This is a genomic window from Phocaeicola sp. ICN-14070 (assembly GCF_037892625.1).
In the GTDB taxonomy this organism is placed as follows: Bacteria; Bacteroidota; Bacteroidia; order Bacteroidales; family Bacteroidaceae; genus Phocaeicola; species Phocaeicola plebeius.
Genome location: NZ_JBBKBF010000002.1, coordinates 113,446 through 133,701 on the forward strand (window position 1 = coordinate 113,446; position 20,256 = coordinate 133,701).

The window sequence follows — 20,256 nt, forward strand, 5'->3', positions numbered from 1 at the left end:
AGTTTATTTAAATAAAGTCGTTAACTGATTCAAAGTTACAACATTATCCGGATTGAATTTTTCACCATTCATATAATTAAGAAGACTGTTCATAAGCTGTACCGCCTCCGGTCTCTTATCTGAATCGGCAAGTAAATCTGCTCCACAAAGAATCAGTTTTCCTTTTCCTACCTTCATTTCTACCACAAGCCCTAAGGAACGAGCAGTAAACCAGTCGTCTATAATTCTTACTATTGGTTCAGGGTTTCCCAATTTGTGTAAAGGAATAGCATTACAATGCGACATAGCATCCCACCATTGGTAATCGCTATGATATTCCGTAGGGAAAAGTCTTAATGCAGGATGTTCAGGATTACATAATATACCCTGAGTATGTGGAGCCTGTTTGTTTGTCCAAAGCGTGTTCCAAAAAATAGAAGAGAACCCTACCACAACTGAGTCTTTCCCTTCATTCTTCAGACTCCCTTTTGCAGCGGTCAATAACACTTTGCCACCTTCAGACAAGGTTTTCAAGACATCTTCTGACAAAGAGGAAGCAACAACCACTTCTTTATTCTCTATCTTATTTTTAGGATAAGCCCATAAATTCCATCTGTTCTTATATCCGGAAACTTCAACCTCAAGTTCCCACTGCTGAGGTTTGTCTACATTTACATTATAGGAAATCTGCCCTACTCTGCTCAAACCACCGGCAGGGATTCTGCAAACATCAATAACACCATTGCTTATTAGTGCACCATCGAACGATGTTATCTTCCATCTTACAGGGACATTCATATCACTTTGCGAGAATTGTGCCACATCTATATCGGCTTTCAATGTATCTCCACTATTAAACACAAACTTTGACATTCTTGCCAAAGGTACCACAGAATTACAGAACTCACTGTACTCCTGAGGTGTAACATATCCTTTAGATTCCCAGAAAGGATTCAACACTCCTACTATTGCACTTCCCTGTCCCGGGAAATCATGCAAATCAAGCAATTGGAAACCGGCAAAATTTTTAGTTCTCAGAGCGGCTTCAATATCCGCCTTATAACACAATGCCTGTAATTTACCCGAGGCCAACAGAAAACTGTCCGCCAAGTGCAACAAACCATTTTCTCTAAGTCTGTCTTCAAAAATATCAAAGTTCTTTGCTTTTAGAACACCTGTATATTTACTCCTTTCCTTTAAGTCGGGATAAACACACCACTGGCCTATCTCATGACTTATAGTAGGTTGTGTTTTCGAGATTTTATTACTCCAGTCAAAGTCTGAATTAGGTCTCTTAGCATTTATTATACTCTTTAGTCCCTGTGCCCATCCCTGTATTCTTGGTGCAGGAAGACAATGCCAGTCGTTTTCCTTTATAGCAGGCCATCCTGCTGCAGTTGTATAAAGGAACCTGGAATCCTTTTCCTTCCAATAAGAAACAAACTTAGTGAGATATTCCTTATGCTTTTTTCCATGAGGCTCATTTCCGTACGACATTAGGCAGAAAGAAGGATGATTCCCATACTCCTTTACTATTCTTTCACTCTCATCGTATAGATAACTATCGATAGGATGACCACTGCCTAAATCCGAGCACCATGAACCGCATTCTACGTAAAGATATATTCCAAGCTTGTCTGCCACACAGAATGCTGCTTCAGGAGGACACCATGAATGAAAACGGATATGATTAAGGCCATGAGCCTTACAAATCTCCATAATGCGTTTCCATTCTGTTTCATCTGTAGGAGGAAAACCAGTCTTTGGAAAAATACAGCATTCAAGAGTTCCCCTGAAAAATACGGAATTTCCGTTTACAGTTATCTGACTTCCTTTGATTCCCAATTCACGTACTCCAAAAGATTCTTTTACAATATCATTTCCATCCTTCGTTTCAAGCCGTGCATCAAGGGTATATAGATTTGGAGAAAACTCATCCCATGTTCTGAAGTTCCTGCTCAAGTCGTATAGTATTTCTACATTATTTGCACCTTTCTTTAGAGACACACTTTTTTTTAATTCCGGAAGAGGAGTGTTATCTCCTGTTTTTACCGACAACACAAGTTCAGAGCCTCTTGTATAGTCCTTTGAAGAAAGAATATTAAAAGTTATCTTAGCCTTCTTTTCCTTATACAAAGTCTCTATTCTGATATTTTCAATATAAGTCTTAGGCCGTGCAGTCAAAGAAATATTTCCAACTATACCGTTCCAGTTGGACTGCGTATTATCTGAAATACTATGAGCATCTACGCCCGGATCAATATCTCCTATACTGTTATCAACACATAGAGTTAAAACATATTCTTCTCCTGCTTTAATATTTTCCAATACATAACGATGAGGAACAGCAAGAGAGTTTCTATGTCCAACTTTTTCCCCATCAACCCATAAAGTGGTTTGCCAGTGGCATCTTTCAAGACTCAATTCAATAAATTCACCCTTCCAGTCTTTAGGAATCGTAACCTTTTTCTGATACCATGCTTTTCCTACATAATGCCTGTCAGGAGTCAGCCAAAATACCACCTTAATGTTTTCAGGAGAACGGTACTTCGCATAAAAGTCACTCTCATACCAGTCCTTGTTCCACATTGAGCCTGTCCATTTGGTATTAATATCCACATCATTACCTATACCATTGGTGTTGAGAGATCCAGGAAGAAGCAGCGTCTCAGAAAAATCATTGTCGAACCATTCTTCTTTCTCACCTAAATTATTGGGGTCAAGTCTATAAGTCCATGTTCCGTCAAGGTTTTCCGTCAATGTTTGAGAGAACACTGAAGAACATAAGAAAAAAGGAAGTGCGTAAAGCAGATTAAATCGATTCATCATATTAAATTTAAGATTTAAATAAAAAAAGGTAGATATACCGCTTGCATACCTACCTTAAATCTCAATTATGATTATTCACACATAGCCAGCAATCGTACTCCTACCTGATGGTTGATGTCCAGATGAACCACTTCAGACAGGAACTTGCGAGCCTGTTCCTTGTCGCCCAATCCGAGATAGCCCATACCCATCACCAGATTACAGTGTAACAGGTTGCGTACATTCAGGTCGTCATCCCAAATCAGCAGGTCGGGTAGCGATACAGCGAAGTAGTCAATCTTCACCTTATCAAACAGATGCTTTTCACCATGCTTGATAAGCTTGTTGAAGCGACTGCGAGCTTTATCTTCATCACCAAGTTTGCGCCATGCAAGTCCTTGATAGAAAATCTTGTCAGGCTGCTGGTCATTATAGAAGAATGCGATAGCCGGTTCTGCCGAGCCTTTAGTTGCTCTTTCGAAGTATTCTTTTGCAAGATCTGCCTCGCCAAGACCTTCGTATGCACATCCCATCCAGTAGTGGATATCATTTTCCTCAGCCATTGAAAGCTTGCCTTCACCAAGATTGTCAGGATATTTTTCTGTTTCCTTCAACAATCGTACCGCATCGGCATAACGTCCTTCCTTCAAAGCTATCTTGGCAAGTTCCACACGGCAAAATACATATTGGCTTGTTACCTTTCCTTCACCACCTTCCCATGGATGGAACTTACGTGAATTAATCAAATCGTATGCAGTCTGGTATTCTCCAAGCTGGTTGTAAAGAGTTATGCGTTCTATACACAAGTCATCGCGCTGTTCCACAACCTCTGCATGTGCATTGAGGAAGTCAAGACGCTGACGGTGTGAGTAGCGGAGTTTCTTATACAACTGGTCAAGCTCCATCAGGATACGTGCATCTGATTCGTCAAGCTTGTATGCCTTTTCAAGTGTGGCAAGAGCTTTCTGTGGGTTATTCTGCTTATTGTAGTAAGCCAATGAAAGGTTACGCAATACAGTAGGATATGTATCATCAATTGATACTGATTTTTCCCAACAAGCAACAGCTTCATCATAGATGCGAGCTGCATAATGGAAGTTACCAAGATAATAAGGAGCTTTAGCACCTTCAGGGTTAAGTTTCATAGCATCGTTAAGCATAAGAACTTCTTCAATCTTGTTAGGGAAGCAATAGTCAGGACAGATTGTTTCAGCTTTCTTATAAAGAGCTACAGCCTCATCCCTTTTACCCATCTTAGATGCAAAGTAACCAAGTGCAAAGTAAACCATCGGATAAGTGGCTTCATTTTCTTCCGTCACAAAAGACAACAGCTGAGCAGCTTCTTCATACATACCCGCTGATGCATAGTCGATGGCATATTCCAGATAGCTGTGTACGGCACCGCGCATCAAAGCTTTCATTTCAGCCTTTGCGGCAGCGGCTGCTTCAGTATTTCCCTGCAATGTATGAATCAGATAAGATTCGAAACGGCATCCCATATTGAACTTATCCATCGCCAAAGAGTCATTGATAAGTGCCTCAGCCTTTGCAAAATCGCCTGTCTTACGCAAGAATGAAGTCTTCAGCTGACGACCTTTGTGGTTCAACCAGTTACGATATAATGAGCGGTTGATATGGTCGATACCGTTTACATAATCCTCACGAATCATATCAATCTGAGCCAATCCCATATAGCCTGAATCCTGCCAAGCAGCATTCCATGTAGCCTTGAAGAATGCATCGTATGCTCCGTCTATATCACCCTGCATCTTCTTGCTCCATCCTAAGTTATAATATGGTTCACCTTCATATGGATTAGGATTACGTTCTGTCTGTGTCTTGATGGCACGGTCGAAATATTTCTGTGCTTCCGCAAAGCGTCCGCGGCGCATAAGGAGCAACCCTACGGCATTATTACAACGGATGTCGCTTTCATCGCGGCTCAGAGCCTCCATGTAGTAATCCATCGGCAGGTAAGTAGCATGACGATACTGTTCCAGGTGATGCCCTGTCAGGAAAAGCTGCTCCATGCTGGCAATCTTCTTCGGATCGAGTGCCGCCTTAGCCGGTTCCGGAATAGGTTTGATTTCTGGTTTTGCAGCCTGATAGCTTACAAGTACCTTACCCTTTTCATCAAGAACTGTAAGTTTCAATTCTTCCATTTTCTGAGTGTCACAGTCTACAGTATTGATATATGAATTATCCGGTGCCACTGCTGTAAGCGCATCAAGATAAATCTTACCGTTTTCTGTATTTGTAAGCATTATGCGAACTTCCTTGTGAGCAGCTGTAGTATAAAGGATAACCTTCATCTTACCACCTTTTTCAGGAATCATATTAATCAGCGCATCACGCGTAGCATTCTTCACCATACCTACTTTCTGATAAGGCATGAAATATTGTACCCATGATTTTTCTTCGTATGGCTGCAACCAGGTAAAGTCTGGCTGGTTATCGCAGTACATACCGGTCATCAATTCGATGTATGGTCCGTCTTCATCCGTCAGGTTGCGGTCCCAAGCCTGGCCAAAGTCACCATGTCCCCAAGTCCATTGTTTCTTGCCGGCATTTACATGGTGATCGGCCACATGAAGAAGACCCGATTCGATATGTTCTTCATAGCCTCCCACAAAGTCAAACTTCGAATTGATGGCCATGTAAGAAGTCGGCACCGGAATATTTTTGTAACGTGAAATATCTACTCCGGCAGAATAATCCACTTTATAATATTCACCTGTAGCTATAGGGAAGCTGGATACGGCACGTTTTCCATGGTCGAACACAGCATTCACATCGGGCGGGAACACAGAATAATAGTCTTTGTTCACTACTACTGCCGGATTAGCCCACCACAAGAAAGTCTGCGGGAACGGAGTACGGTTGTACACCTTTGCCTTGATTTCAATATAAGCCTTTCTCGGATAGAGGGTAAAGCCTGCCATACCTTTGGTACGGAACATACGTTCTACCTCACTGCACCAGATGGTCTTGCTTCCATCAGGAAATTCTTCAATCATGCAGTCGGTCGGAAGATATGTACTGGGGCGATGGTGCTGCGGCCAGTTGAACTCGATACCACCTGAAATCCACGGCCCGGTCAGTCCCACCAATGCCGGCTTGATAACCTGATTATAATATACGAAATGGCGTTTCTTCACCTTATCGTATGCCATCTGGATACGTCCGCCCAATTCCGGAAGAATCATCAACTTGATGTATTCATTCTCTATAAAGAAAGCTCTCCAAGGACGGTCGTGTTTTTCATCTTCAATCTTTTCAACTACCGGATAAGGATATACCGAACCGGAGCTTCCCTGATATACGCGTTTTTCAAGAAAAATCGGATTTTTTTCTTCTTTACCAATGCCATACGTCGGCAACATCACGATTTCTTCCCAAGCCTTCACTTCGGAAGTATTTACCGTACTTTGAATCAAATATTCTGTTATCTTTTCCATAAAAACTATGATTTTAATTAACTGTGTTACATCATTTTAGTATTACAAATGTCCGAAGAAAAGGTCAACAAAAAAATGTAGTATATTTCTAAAATGATGTACAAAATCACTATCTGTAAAATTATTAGAAAAACCAGGTCAAAATTTCAGCAGCCACACAGCTGTGCCCCGCAGAGTTTGGATGATTGTTCTGACTCATATACTTATGCAAGTCTTCACCATTTTCAGCTTTCTCCTTAAAAAGCTTATACGAATCAACAAGTCCGACGCGATATTCAGCTGCTAATTTTCGAATCATTTCTGCATGTCCAGCTAAAGGAGTTTTATCATCCAATATGTTTTCTTTCAAATCAGGAGTCGGAGTAAACAATATCACTTTCAGCTTTTGGGCTAAAGCAGATTCAATCATTTTCCTCCAAGCTTTTTCACTACGTTCCAGTCCGATATTTCTGTCGTTTAACGCATAATCAATAAACAACACATCCGGCCGGTGCGTAAGCACCTCATCCTTAAAACGTGTTTCCCCATGTTCAGCCTGCTCTCCACCTATCGATGTGGTGATTACATTCAATACAGCATAAGGATATTGAGTTTTCAGTGCATGAAAAACTAAATGCGGATAAGCTTGAAGCGTATTTACAATAGGAGTTCGTGCATAACCTGTAGGTACACTATGTCCATGAACAACAATGTTCAACGTACGATTTTCAGGCCACTTCAAAGTCATTTCCTTCTTGAATTCACTCAAATAAGTCTGTTTGTCCGCTACCTGGGCTTGAAGCATTCCACCCATCAATAAACAACCAGCTAAAAAAAACAATCGATTTAAAGTCATAAGTACCTTATTTATATTTATAATTATTCATATTTATTCCACCCCAACTAAAGTCACCACGGAACGGGCGGGTATTAACAATTGGCTTCCAACAATCCCCTTATATTGCAAATCACTACGAACTGAAGTTTCATATAATTTATATTTCTGTACACAATATCCAGCAGGAAGGGATTGAAAAGACAAGTCTATCATTTTATCCTCTCTTGAAGAATTTACCAATACCACAACAATCCGCTTTAAAAAATTGTCTGCATATGCCGAAGCCATGACTTCAGCCGTATTATCCGTACTTGTTACACTGCTCAAACGCACCATACCCGGACGTATAAAGAAGCTATAGTTACCTAAAGTCCACAATAGTTTAGAAGTACGGAACACCCCATCCTGCTTACATGTTTCTATCATTTTCTCGTCACCACGCGATGCCCCATTGGCCAATGTCCCATCGTCTATAAAAATAAGACCGTCCTTATAGTCCCATTCAGAAAGGGCCGTCCACCATTGCCAGGAAGCTGCATTAGCGACAGTCAGATCATGATGAATCACACGCGCCACATAAAGAGCCGTATTCATACCCAAATCCCGACAGCCACCTCCTCGTGGATTATCTGGATTCTTTTCCATCGGACAATATTCTGTCTGCCAATAAGTATAATTCGAAGAAAGCTGTTTTTTCAACTCTTCAGCCAGTTCCTTACGGGTCTGCACCAATGTATCCACAGGCCATGTGCTCCAGTAAGAATGACCACTCACAACAGGAGCCACTGATGATAGGCCATAAATGGAATATGCTCCCTTTTTAGAAAAAATCTCTTCCAGTTGATTGTCTCTTTCCGGTTTATCCGTTTCCGAACGGTACAGATACCGGATATCAGCAGCCTCTCCGAAAACGACTTTGGTTTTTGAATGACGTTGTTGCAATTCCTTATCCAACAAATGAATCAACCGACTGCATTCTGCATTAGTAGCTTGCATACCTTCCTGCCCACTACCTACCCACTCCCACTGCGGTTCATTAATCGGGCTCAAATAATCCAGTTTCAAATGAGTGGAGACTTCTGCCAAAAAAGCAGCATAGTCATCAAACTGATCCTCACGAATATTCGCATACGGAGTTTTCTCACTGGCACGGGCCATTCCGTTTTTCGTCATAAAATAGGGAGCGGTGATGGAGAAGCCCAAAGAATAGCGTACTCCCCGTTCGCGTGCGGCTTGCAACATCCACCGTTGTCCCTTTTGTTTATCCCAATCCCAATCTCCTTCCTTTCCTAAAAAACATTCTGTACGACGCCACTGAGAAGTCACTCCTCCATTATCCCCAGCTTCATGGCTTCCCGAACCAATATTAAAGCGCCACATGGAAAGTCCGATTCCTTTCGGATTTCCCCATGAATCAAACTCTGAACTGAACAACAAATCTGCAATCTGATTCCGTTTTTCCAACGGCCAGTTTTTACCGATATATTGCACACGCCAGCAGTCGGACGCTCCAAAGCTATGAATGGTTTGGCGGGGAGAAGCAAAATCAAACACCAGCTTCTGTTCATTCTGAGCACATCCCAAGACTGCATACAAAGAAAATCCCAAGCAAAGAATCGACTTATTCATACCTATTGCAATCTATAACCCTAATATTTCAGACCTTTATTTAATCAGTTCTTTTTCCAATTCTTCCAGCGACTTGCCTTTGGTTTCCGGAATACGGCGCCATACGAACAGGAAGCCACAGAAACAGATAACGGCGTAAAGCAGGAAGGTACCGCCAGTGCCCAGTCCGGAATTCAGGAAAGGGAACGTGTAGGTAAGCAGGAAAGAGGCAATCCACAACGCAGCCGTACATACTGCCATGGCTACCCCACGCACCTTATTGGGGAATATTTCAGAAAGCAACACCCAGGTGACAGGACCTAACGACATAGCATAGAACCCGATGGCCAATACCACAAACACAATCATGATGAATCCTTTAAACTCAAAGAAATAGCTTAATCCCAACAGGGTATAGATGCCTGCCAGTCCGATGGAACCGGTCAACATCAACGTCTTTCTTCCCAGGCGGTCGACGGTATAGATGGCTACAAATGTAAAGACCAGATTGGCAATACCTGTCACGACAATGTTCATCAGTACGTCTGAAATGCCATAGCCTGCTGCCTGAAAGATTTCCTGCGCATAGTTGAAGATGACATTGGTACCGCTCCACTGCTGGAACATAGCTACCACAATACCGATAATCAGTACATTCCGCATTTTAGAAGAGAAGAGCAAGGACAATACACCTTTTTCGGCATGTGAAGCAGCACCTGCACGGGTATAATTTTCAATTTCACTGTCTGCATACGCTGCTCCCCCAATGGAACACAGCACTTTTCTAGCTTTCTCCATCTGCTTCATGCTGGCCAGCCAGCGCGGACTTTCTGGAATAAACAATGCCAGCAGGAAAAAGAGTCCCGAAGGAACGCATACGGCCCAGAACATCCAGCGCCATCCGGTCTGTCCGTTCCATGAGTTCAAGATATCGGCAGCCGTGGCACCTTCCGGCACCGGCTCTGCAATCAGCATATTTACAATCTGTGCGCCAAGAATTCCCAATACGATGGTCAGCTGGTTCAATGTGACGAGTTTTCCACGAATCTGAGTAGGTGCCACTTCTGCGATGTACATCGGAGAAAGGTCGGCTGCCAGTCCGATAGCCATCCCTCCTACAAGGCGAGCGATGATGAAGGCAGGAATAGCCGTAGCAGCTCCTGTGGCCCACGAAGAAGCAAAAAAGATAAAGGCAGATAACACCAGCAGCTTCTTACGTCCGTAACGGTCGGCCAGGAAACCTGCCATAGTGGCTCCTAACAGACATCCTAACAGAGCGATACTCATGGTCAATGCCTGCATACCCTCATTGCCAGCAATATGGAAATATTCTTCATAGAAAGGTTTGGCACCTCCTATCACTACCCAGTCGTACCCGAAGAGGAGCCCTCCCATGGCAGACACCAGGCAAATAAAATAGATAAACAATTGATGATTTTTCATGGTTATACGGTTAAAAAAGATGTGTCATTAATAGATACCTTCCGCGGACTGTTTCTGGTTATGCGCGGTTCCAAACATGCCCTTTATCTTATCCAGTCCTTCTACCGGAGTGGGAGCAAATTTCTCGCTGTTCATGTAGTTCAGGATAGAGTAAAGCATCTGACGAGCTACCGGACGTTTGTCAAGAGCGGTCTGCAAATCAAAAGTGGCAAGCATCAGTTTTCCTTCTCCTACACGTCCTTCATACAAGGAAGTCAAGCGACGGTTATGGACAAAATTGTCTACCATCTCTACCACAGGAGCGCCTCCCTGCAAACTATCTACGACCAATGTGGTCGAATTGATGTTCAAATCCCACCACTGCCAGTCGGTATGCATGTCGGTCGGGAAGTCAGCCAAAGCCGGATGAGTGGGGTCACAAAGTACACCCATGGTACCGGCCTGATTCGGGAAATGTACCGGACTCCAGAATACCGGCACAAACTTTCCTTCAATACCTTGAATTGTGCGCCAATCGGGATTGAACAGCACTTTCTCACCTTTCTTGAGCAATGCCATTGCTTCATCGTAATTGCGAGTATATTTCACGTCTCCCCATTTTGTGTCTACGGATGACGGATAAACCCATACGTTCCAACGGTTACAGTACTCTGTTCCGTCAAGCGACAAACAAATTTCTAATTTCGATGCGTTAGTTACCTGCTGCAACGGAAGGGAAATTTTTCCCAGTCCACCGTTATGACCGAAAGCCAATGCAGCAGCCGGAGTCTTCCCCTTGCCTAACGAGCGTCCGTCTGCGGTAATCTCCCAGGAAAGAGTGCTGTTCTTCAATTCATCCTTTCCGTAATTACAAAGTTCTATTTGTGCTTCGAATGTTTCATTATTCGTATATACAGCTTTCGGAAAACGCAGCAACGGAACTACCGGCGCGCAAAATTCACGGAATTCTTCACCTGTAAGAATGCCTTTGCTTTCCCAGAATGCATTGAGCAGTCCTACCAATGCCGTTCCCTGTCCCGGGAAATCGTGCAGATCGAGCAATTGGAATCCGCTGATGCCCGGTGTTTTCAAAGCACGCTCTATTTCTTCTTTATACAGAATGGCAGCTAATTTCCCGGATGCCTGCAAGTATTGCGGAGCCTTGTCTATCAATCCTTTCTTCTCTAAATCTTCTTTCACTGCCATGAAATTCAGCGGCATCAAAGTTCCCGTATATTTAGGAATCTCCGTAAGATCCGGATAGACAGAATACTGTCCTACTTCGTGGGTTACCAAAGGCACTTCCATACCGTCTATAGATGCACGGAAATCTTTATCAAATGACGGCTGTTTCTGATTGAATACTCCCTGTCCACGTACCCAGCCTTTCTTGGTCCACTGAGTGACGAAGAAATCATCCTGGTTTTCCGGCCAGACACCGTGGCCTTTTTCGAATGTAAAGGAAGTCGTAGTATATAAATGACGATCGTCCGCAGCCTTCATCTCACCTAACATGGATGCTAAAATATTGAAATCATATTGCAGCTCGTTTCCGATGCTCCAGAAGCAGAAAGAAGGATGATTGCCATATTCCTTACTTATACGCTTTGCTTCGGCACGCAGGAACTCGACCGTAGCAGAATCTTTTCCAAGCGTCACACTCCATACCGGAAGCTCTACCTGTACATAAAATCCCATTTCATCGGCTACATTGAACGCTGCCTCCGGCGGACACCAGGAGTGGAAACGGAGATGATTCATTCCATATTCGCGTGCAGAAGCATAAAGTTTTTCCCACGAAGCCTCATCTATAGGAGGTGTGCCGGTCAAAGGAAAAATGCAGCACTCCAATGTACCACGAAGGAATATCGGTTTTTCGTTCAACACCAGTTTGTTTCCTTCATGCCGTATATCACGCAATCCGAATGTTTCAGTTGTAAGTGAAGTCGATTTTCCGGATACTAATTCTACAGAAGCATCGTAAAGATAAGGACTGAATTCATCCCACAGAGGAGCATTATCCCCTAATTGACAGGTCAGTTCTACCGTTGAATAACCTTTTACGGCTTCTGCTTGAGTTTCGACAGAAGCGTACGATTTGCTATCATCCTTTCCTTTTACCTGCAGGCTAAGATTAACCGGTGCAGTCTGTGAAGATGAATTATATACAGAAACTACAGCCTTTACGGTACGTGAAGCAGCATCCGGATAAAGCTGCAGACTTTCTACGCGTGTTTTCTCCACAGCCTTGATGTACATGTCGCCCAAGATACCATTCCACTTCACCTGAGTGGCATCTGTATAGGCATGTGCCAAATCATTCACCGACATATCATAGCGCTTGCGGTTGTCCACTCTGACAGTCAGCACCTGTTTTTTCCCAGGCTGAATATAAGGAGTCAAGTCATACTCATGCGGAGTCGTCAGACTTTCTTCATGGCCTTCTACTTTCTGCCCGTCTATCCATACTTGTGTATCCCATAATACACGTTCCAGATGAAGGATACAATCTTTTTCTTTCCAGTCGGAAGGTACCTGAATCTCGCGTGAATACCAGGCCGGACCTACATAACTGTAGGCACGGGTAAGATGGAGCAGCTGCGGTTTCTCCAATGCAGGTTTCAATGTGCATTTAGTGCCCAGATGAGCTTCATCCGTTGTACCCGGAAGTGTAATGGAGGTATCAAACAATTTTCCGCCAAAAGAAGCGTTCATCCCCACATCAGTACTATCCAGACATACCGTCCACTGTCCGGAAAGATCCATCTGTGTAACAGGACTTGTACACGAAGCAAAAGGAAGGCAAAACAGCCAAGCGATAAGTGTATTTTTCATGATATTTTCTGTTATATTGTATTACGGATACAAAATAACAAAAAACAAACAGGGCAGGAAATGGAATATTTACCGGATAAGATGTAAAAAACTACGAAAAGGCAGACTCTACCGATGAAGTGGGAAAAGAATGGTCAGTCTGCAAGGAAAAAGCAACTACGTTTTCCCAGTACTTCCGTGGAAGTACTGAAGTACTGCAAAGGAAGTACTACAGTACTTTCAAAGAAGTTCTGCAATCCTCCTTAGAAAGTACTGCGAACCGCCAAGCCATTGTGTATCAGTCTCGCCCCACTTAACCCATCAACTCATCCCACATAAAAACACATAGCCCGCCCCTTTTTTCTGAAAAAGGAACGGGCTACAGTTTCCCGAAGGATATAACCAAATTAATCGTCAATATCAATTACGCGCATCTGGCTGTCGAATGTAATCTCCCATCGGTTAGAGAGTTTCACTTCATATTCATTGCGTTTGCGCTCTATCTGAATGATGGAAGCGTCAGGGTAATTATTCTTCACATACGTGCGGATGGCCGACGGAACAATCTGAGTCGGTACGCCGGATTTGCATTTCACTTCTGTCCAGTCGCCGGACTTGTCAAACTCAATCTTTTCGCCGTTGGTAAAAATCACATCGTATGACTTGCTGAACAAATCGCTGTCCTGTTTTGCCAAAGCTACCTTGTGGCCTTTGAAGTAAGTAGTGATGAAAGTCTGCGCCTTCGTAGGCAACTGTCCTACCTGAATCGGTTTTTCGTTATCTGCCATTGCTACGGTTGACACTGTAAACACACACACCAGTAAAAAAACTAACTTTTTCATAATGTTCTATTTTTATTAGATGAATACTTTAATGATTTATTGTACTGCAAAAATGGGATGCAAATCTGAAAAGAATCTGAAGATTTCCCCTTTTTCAACAAAAAAATCAAGAAACAATAGAAAAAATATGCTGCCCGTCTTCAAAGGTATATGAAAGAGTGAGATGATAAGCCTTACAGATGGAGTCTACCAAGGCCAGTCCAAGTCCTGTAGAACCCTCGGCTTTTCCTTCTTTATAGAAACGTTCAAAAATACGGTTCTTATCCAGTGAAGCATCTCCGGTATTGCTGATACGGAAAGAGGAAGCCGTGAAAGAAAGAGAAATCACTCCCCCCTCCGTCACATGCACAAACGCATTCTTCAGCAGATTGGTCAGCAGGACGGTAGCCAGCGACTCACTCATTTCTAAACGGAAACATTCTTCTACGTGCACTTCCACTTGCACATGACGGTAGGCATATACTTCCTTGTAATCATCCAGATACTGCAAAAGCAGCTCATTCAGGCACAAAGATTTTACGTCTGTAAACTGACGATTCTCTATCTTGCACAAAAGCAACAACGACTTATTCAGGCGTGTCAGATTTTCAAGTGTCCGATGGGTCTTCATCAGTTCGGAGAGCTGTTTCTCGGTCAATGTTTCATCCTCCATCAGCATTTCCAGGCGGTTGCGGCAAATAGCCAGCGGTGTCTGCATCTCATGTGAGGCATTTCCGATAAACAGTTTCTGCTGTTCATAGAGTTTCTCACTACGTTCCGAGAACATATTAGCCGCCTCATTCAATTTCCGGAATTCCACAATCCGAAGTGATTCATCGAGCGGTTTCTCCTTCGTTCCCAAACGATAATCTTCCAGCCATTTCAACAAAGTATAAAGTGGCCGCATATTGCGATGGAACACCCAGGCATTAACCGCTAAAATCATCAGGAACAGCAGCACATAAAGAAAGACAATCCACCCTAAAACGGCACGCTGAAGGTCGAATTTCTCAATGGTAGGAGTATAGACCACCAGTTCCATATATCCCCCGTCTTCCTTCTGGAAAATGGTCATTAATATTCTGGCAGGCTCCGTCTCTCCTTTTTCGGTAATATACACCATCTCGTCCCGATAGGATATATTAGGATAGGAGGCTGCATATTCCGGAGTGACCTCATACAGAAAGTACTGATTGTTCGAGCCGTTACTTGTATCAGGCATCTGCTCTCCCGACAGGGAACGGATAATCAACGACTCGGCATAATCGCTCAAGGAGTCATCCACTTCGTCGTTTACCTCCTCCATAATGGCCAGGTAAAACAATACCGCCCAACACGTCAGTATGACCACTAAGATGGTGGACATACGCCACATGACCAGATAAAACAGTTTCATTCTTCTACCAGTTTATAACCTATACCATACACAGCTTTCAACTCAACCGTAGCACCGGCTTCTTTCAGGTGTTTACGCAGATTCTTGATTTGTGCATAGATAAAGTCAAAATTATCTACCTGGTCAATATGGTCTCCCCATACAGATTCAGCCAGTGTGGTTTTGTTTACCAATCTTCCGGGACGCAGCATAAAATACAGCAGAATATCGTATTCTTTCCGGTTCAGGTCCAGTTCCTTCCCTCCTACTGCAACCTTAAAATGGTCTGGGATGACTTCTACATTGCCATAGCTTACCTTCTTTTCTCCTTCCCGCTGGTTACGACGGAACAGACTCTTCAATCGCGCATGAAGCTCGGCCAAATGATAAGGCTTAGGGAGATAATCATCCGCTCCTAAATCCAAGCCTTTGACTTTGTCTTCCAAAGAATCCTTGGCCGACAGAATAATGACATTGGTCCGTTTTCCCAACGCATGCAGTTCTTCCAGCAAATCAAGTCCGGAGCCGTCCGGCAACATTATATCCAGCAATATGCAATCGTAGTCGTAATCCTCTATTTTACGAAGTGCCGTTTTATAATCGGGTGCCTGCGACACGACATAGCGTTCTTTCTCCAACGAACGGGTGGTAATTTCCCGCAAGTCTGCATCATCTTCAACGATTAATATTTTCATGGCATATAGTTTTTGAAAACAAAAAAAGCCATTCCGAATATCAAAATTATCCGGAATGGCCTGTTTATATGATTATCTGAACAGACAGAGGTCTTTATTCATTAAACCAGCGTACATAACAGAAGTCCTGACGGTGAGGCAGTGCATCGTTCTTCGGGAACATACGGTAAGCTACCTTAAAACTACCCGCATTTGACAAACCTGCAATCATTTCGAAAGTAAACAAGTTGCCTTCACGTTTCACCATCTTCATCGGGTTAACCGCATAAATGTATTCACGGCCTTCTGCATTGGTATAAGTAACCACCTGTTCGATACCGATGGCATCGTCCAGACCCTTTTCATCTACCACGCAAGTAAGCTTATAGTCTTTACCGCTTTCTACGTTACCGTTGCACAAATCCTGACACTTGTTGAATGAAACAACCTGAATTTCATCCCATTTAGCGGCTACTTCTTCCTTCCATGCAGCCAGTTTCTTCACTTGTTCGTAGTTGTTTGCTTCAAGCGCGTGGAAACGTTCAGCTTCCTTACCATAGAACTTAGCGAAGTAATCATCCAACTGACGTTTCATGGTATAATGAGGAGCAACCTGAGCGATAGAGTTCTTAATAGTCTTTATCCAACCTTCAGAATATCCTTTCTTGTTTCTTGCATAATACAACGGCAGGATTTCTGTTTCCAGGATACTGTAGATAGTAGCAGCATCCAGCTGATCCTGATGTTCCTGGTTCTGGTAAGTACGTTTTTCAGTCAATGCCCATCCGGCACCTTCACGGTAACCTTCCAGCCACCATCCGTCCAATACAGAGAAGTTAACCACACCGTTCATCAAGGCTTTTTCACCTGATGTACCAGATGCTTCCAACGGACGAGTCGGAGTATTCATCCAGATATCTACACCAGATACCAGGCGACGAGCCAGCTTCATATCGTAGTTTTCCAAGAAAATAATCTTTCCTAAGAATTCCGGACGGTTAGAGATTTCAATAATTTTCTTGATCAATCCCTGACCAGCACCATCGTGCGGGTGAGCTTTACCAGCAAACAAGAACTGAACCGGATAGTCAGGATTGTTTACAATCTTAGCCAAACGATCCAAGTCAGTGAACAACAAGTGTGCACGCTTGTAAGTAGCAAAACGACGAGCAAAACCAATCAGCAAGGCATTCGGGTTAATCTTATCCATCAAAGATACCACACGTGACGGGTCTCTCTGGTTCTTCAACCATGTATCACGGAACTGATCGCGGATGTAGTTAATCAGTTTGTTCTTCAAAGCCACACGAGTCTTCCAGATTTCTTCATCAGGCACATTGTAGATGCGTTCCCAAATTTTCGGATTTGACTGGTCGTGCATGAAGTTCTTATCAAAGTATTTATTATACAAAGCTTTCCATTCAGAAGCACACCAAGTGGGGAAATGTACACCGTTAGTTACATAACCTACATGATTTTCTTCAGGGAAATAGCCTTTCCAGATTCCAGAGAACATTTCCTGAGAAACCTTTCCGTGCAACCAGCTTACACCGTTCACTTCCTGACAAGTGTTGCAAGCAAATGTAGACATACAGAAACGTTCATTCGGATCACCCGGATTGATACGTCCCAAGTCCATCAAATCCTGCCAGCTGATTCCCATACGCTGCGGATAACCGCCCATGTACTTACCGAATAGTCCTTCATCGAAATAGTCATGTCCAGCCGGAACCGGAGTATGTACAGTATACAGAGAAGAAGCACGAACTACTTCCAATGCTTCGTCAAATGACATTCCGCTTTCTACGTAGTCACACAGACGCTGTACATTACACAATGCCGCATGTCCTTCGTTGCAATGATATACATCTTTCTTGATGCCCAGTTTCTTCAGCAACAGCACACCACCGATACCCAGCAAGATTTCCTGTTTCAAGCGGTTTTCCCAGTCACCACCATACAACTGATGAGTAATAGAACGGTCGAATTCGCTGTTCATTTCATTGTCTGTATCCAACAGATACAAAGGCACACGACCTACATTAACTCTCCATACGTATGCATGTACATAATAGTTCAAATAAGGTACATCCAATACCATCGGCTGGTCATTTTCATCCTTCACGCGTTCCAAAGGAAGGCTTCCGAAGTTCTGAGCTTCATAGTTAGCAATCTGCTGACCGTCCATTGAAAGACTCTGTGTGAAGTAGCCGTAACGGTACAAGAAACCGATACCGCACATATCCACATTACTGTCTGAAGCTTCTTTCAGGTAGTCACCGGCCAAAATACCCAGACCACCAGAATAAATCTTCAGTACATGAGTCAAACCGTATTCCATACAGAAATAAGCTACAGACGGACGGTTCTTGTCTGGTTCTACAGACATATATTCAGTAAATCTATCATAGATTGCATTAATCTTACCCAACATTTCTTTATCTACAGACAGAGCTTCCAGCTTTTCGTAGTTAAGACGTTCCAGCAAAGCAACAGGGTTCTGTCCGACAGCACGCCACAATTCCGGGTCAAGTTCTCTAAACATTTCAGTAGCATCATCATTCCATGCCCACCAAATGTTACGAGCCATCACTTCCAGCATCTTCAAAGATTCCGGTATGCGAGATTTCACATTAATTTCTCTCCAAACAGGAGTATTAGCATAGTTTGTTTTGATTTTCATATCACTAATGTTTTATAAGTTCATTTTTGTTTATAAGATTTGCAACGTTCTTTTGCATTACGCAAAGCCACGTCGTATGCTTCATAATAATAGCGTATAAAATGTTTCCACAAAGCCTTTTCAGCAATGTCGGCCGCATTTTTTCGAATTATCTGTACTTCAGACTCCGGCAACTTAGCAAATTCGGTAATCGTATCACGAATTACATCTGCCACTTCCGAATAATTGTAGTCGGTACGATGAATAACTTTTACACCGTCTTCCAATGTGCCGGGACGACCTTTCAATGAATTTACCCACAAACCGAATCCTGCCAGATCCGTCGTAATGGCAGGCACTTTGAATGCCACACTTTCCAATGGAGTATAGCCCCATGGCTCATAATATGACGGATATACGCTCAAGTCTGCCCCTATAATCAAATCGTAATAGGTTTCATTCAATATTCCGTCGTTGCCATCCAGATAGCAAGGCACAAATATAACCTTTACTTTTGACTCCGGAGAGTTAGACATGTTCAAATACTTCAACATATCCAACACCTGGTCATGGCTCATATTATGCAACCAGTGCGTAATAAAAGGACATTCCAGCGGTGTATTGTAATCTTCATTGCTTTCCAAACGTTGTTTCAAGTCTTCACGGGCATCGCCTACCCATCCTGGCACATTGACAAAAGCCACAACTTCACGGTTCAGGCTCTTTTTACGTGTCAAACGGTTCAACGCTTCCAGATACACGTTTATACCCTTGTTTTTGAATTCATAACGACCGCTTGTTCCTACAATCAGCGTATCATCGCCCAAATGAGTACCCAGCAACTTGTTAGCCAAATTCAGCAACAAAGCACGGGCATATTTTCTTTTCTTTTCAAACTCTTCTCCTTTGGGAACGAAATCATCTTCAAAACCATTCATCAGGACCACGTCCGCCTCTTTGTCCAACAATTCCTTACATTCATTGTTGGTAATATCGCTGACTGTAGTAAAACAATCTACATGATGGGCTGTCTGCTTTTCAATAGAGTGCTTTGACTCTACATTCAGTTCACGGGACATCTGGTCACCGTTATAAGCAAACAAGTAATCATAGAGAGGTTTATTATTTCCTGCAATGGAACGCCCGATAGTAGTAGCGTGTGTAGTGAAGATTGTAGCAATTTCCGGAACGTGTTTTTGCAAGTATAGTGCGCCAAGGCCAGTCATCCATTCATGAGCTTGATATATCACCTTATCGCTCATTGTCAGGTTGTAACGATAAAAACTTTCGACTACTTTTCCCGCAGCATACGAGAACATAGAAGCTTCATCATAATCTCCATAAGCATGCAAGGAATCTACTTGAAAATCGATCCATGCCTGAGTATATATCTCATTTTTATCCTTATAGAAAGGAGTGAAATCGACTAAAATAGCAATCGGCTTACCTGGAATATTCCAACGCCCTATGCGTACTTTCAAATCATCTTTCTTGATTGCATGCTCTCTCCATGCCTGAAGAAGCTTTGACTCTTCCACAAACAACGGATTTTCCTTACCCGACCAGAAATCTGGTCCTATAAAAAAAATTCGATCAGGGAAAGTATTCTGCAAGGTTTTTGCTCTTGTAGACAATACAGTGTATATGCCACCCACTTTATTACATACTTCCAAACTGGATTCGAAAATATAATCAGGTGTTAGTAACTGTTTCATCATCGTATCATTAATATCTTCTAAATCAGCCGCAAATATACAAAAAATATTTAATCGGAAGAAAAAAAAGGAAAGTTTTGTATTGCTACACTAATTTATGCAT

11 protein-coding genes are annotated in these 20,256 nt (G+C 42.9%); all 11 read right to left on the reverse strand.

Going from position 1 to position 20,256, the window contains the following annotated elements; all coding sequences use genetic code 11:
• Nucleotides 1-3: 3 nt before the first annotated feature.
• The gene (locus WKT20_RS01255) at nucleotides 4-2,808 is read right to left on the reverse strand and encodes a sugar-binding domain-containing protein (RefSeq protein WP_340416689.1); all 2,805 of its coding nucleotides are present in this window, start codon (nucleotides 2,806-2,808) and stop codon (nucleotides 4-6) included.
• Nucleotides 2,809-2,879: 71 nt separating this feature from the next.
• Nucleotides 2,880-6,245, reverse strand: coding sequence for a DUF5107 domain-containing protein (locus WKT20_RS01260; RefSeq protein WP_340416690.1), 3,366 nt, complete (start codon nucleotides 6,243-6,245; stop codon nucleotides 2,880-2,882).
• Nucleotides 6,246-6,369: 124 nt separating this feature from the next.
• Nucleotides 6,370-7,080, reverse strand: a complete 711-nt coding sequence (locus WKT20_RS01265; RefSeq protein WP_340416691.1) for an SGNH/GDSL hydrolase family protein — start codon at nucleotides 7,078-7,080, stop codon at nucleotides 6,370-6,372.
• Nucleotides 7,081-7,113: 33 nt separating this feature from the next.
• Complete coding sequence (locus WKT20_RS01270) at nucleotides 7,114-8,691, reverse strand: glycoside hydrolase (protein WP_340416692.1); 1,578 nt, start codon at nucleotides 8,689-8,691, stop codon at nucleotides 7,114-7,116.
• Between the two features lie 36 nt (nucleotides 8,692-8,727).
• Entirely contained in the window at nucleotides 8,728-10,113 is a 1,386-nt protein-coding gene (locus tag WKT20_RS01275) for a sugar porter family MFS transporter (protein WP_304197539.1), read from the reverse strand.
• A gap of 27 nt (nucleotides 10,114-10,140) precedes the next feature.
• On the reverse strand, nucleotides 10,141-12,927 hold the full coding sequence (locus WKT20_RS01280) for a glycoside hydrolase family 2 protein (protein WP_340416693.1): 2,787 nt from the start codon (nucleotides 12,925-12,927) through the stop codon (nucleotides 10,141-10,143).
• Nucleotides 12,928-13,313: 386 nt separating this feature from the next.
• Nucleotides 13,314-13,748, reverse strand: a complete 435-nt coding sequence (locus tag WKT20_RS01285) for a PepSY-like domain-containing protein (protein ID WP_007560299.1) — start codon at nucleotides 13,746-13,748, stop codon at nucleotides 13,314-13,316.
• Nucleotides 13,749-13,854: 106 nt separating this feature from the next.
• Nucleotides 13,855-15,123: a sensor histidine kinase gene (locus tag WKT20_RS01290; RefSeq protein ID WP_340416694.1), complete on the reverse strand. Its 1,269-nt coding sequence runs from the start codon at nucleotides 15,121-15,123 to the stop codon at nucleotides 13,855-13,857.
• Nucleotides 15,120-15,797: a response regulator transcription factor gene (locus tag WKT20_RS01295; protein ID WP_007560296.1), complete on the reverse strand. Its 678-nt coding sequence runs from the start codon at nucleotides 15,795-15,797 to the stop codon at nucleotides 15,120-15,122. Before WKT20_RS01295 ends, WKT20_RS01290 begins: the two co-directional genes overlap by 4 nt.
• Nucleotides 15,798-15,891: 94 nt before the next feature.
• Entirely contained in the window at nucleotides 15,892-18,459 is a 2,568-nt protein-coding gene (gene glgP, locus WKT20_RS01300; protein ID WP_007560294.1) for an alpha-glucan family phosphorylase, read from the reverse strand.
• Between the two features lie 20 nt (nucleotides 18,460-18,479).
• Complete coding sequence (locus WKT20_RS01305; protein ID WP_340416695.1) at nucleotides 18,480-20,156, reverse strand: glycosyltransferase; 1,677 nt, start codon at nucleotides 20,154-20,156, stop codon at nucleotides 18,480-18,482.
• Nucleotides 20,157-20,256 lie beyond the last annotated feature (100 nt).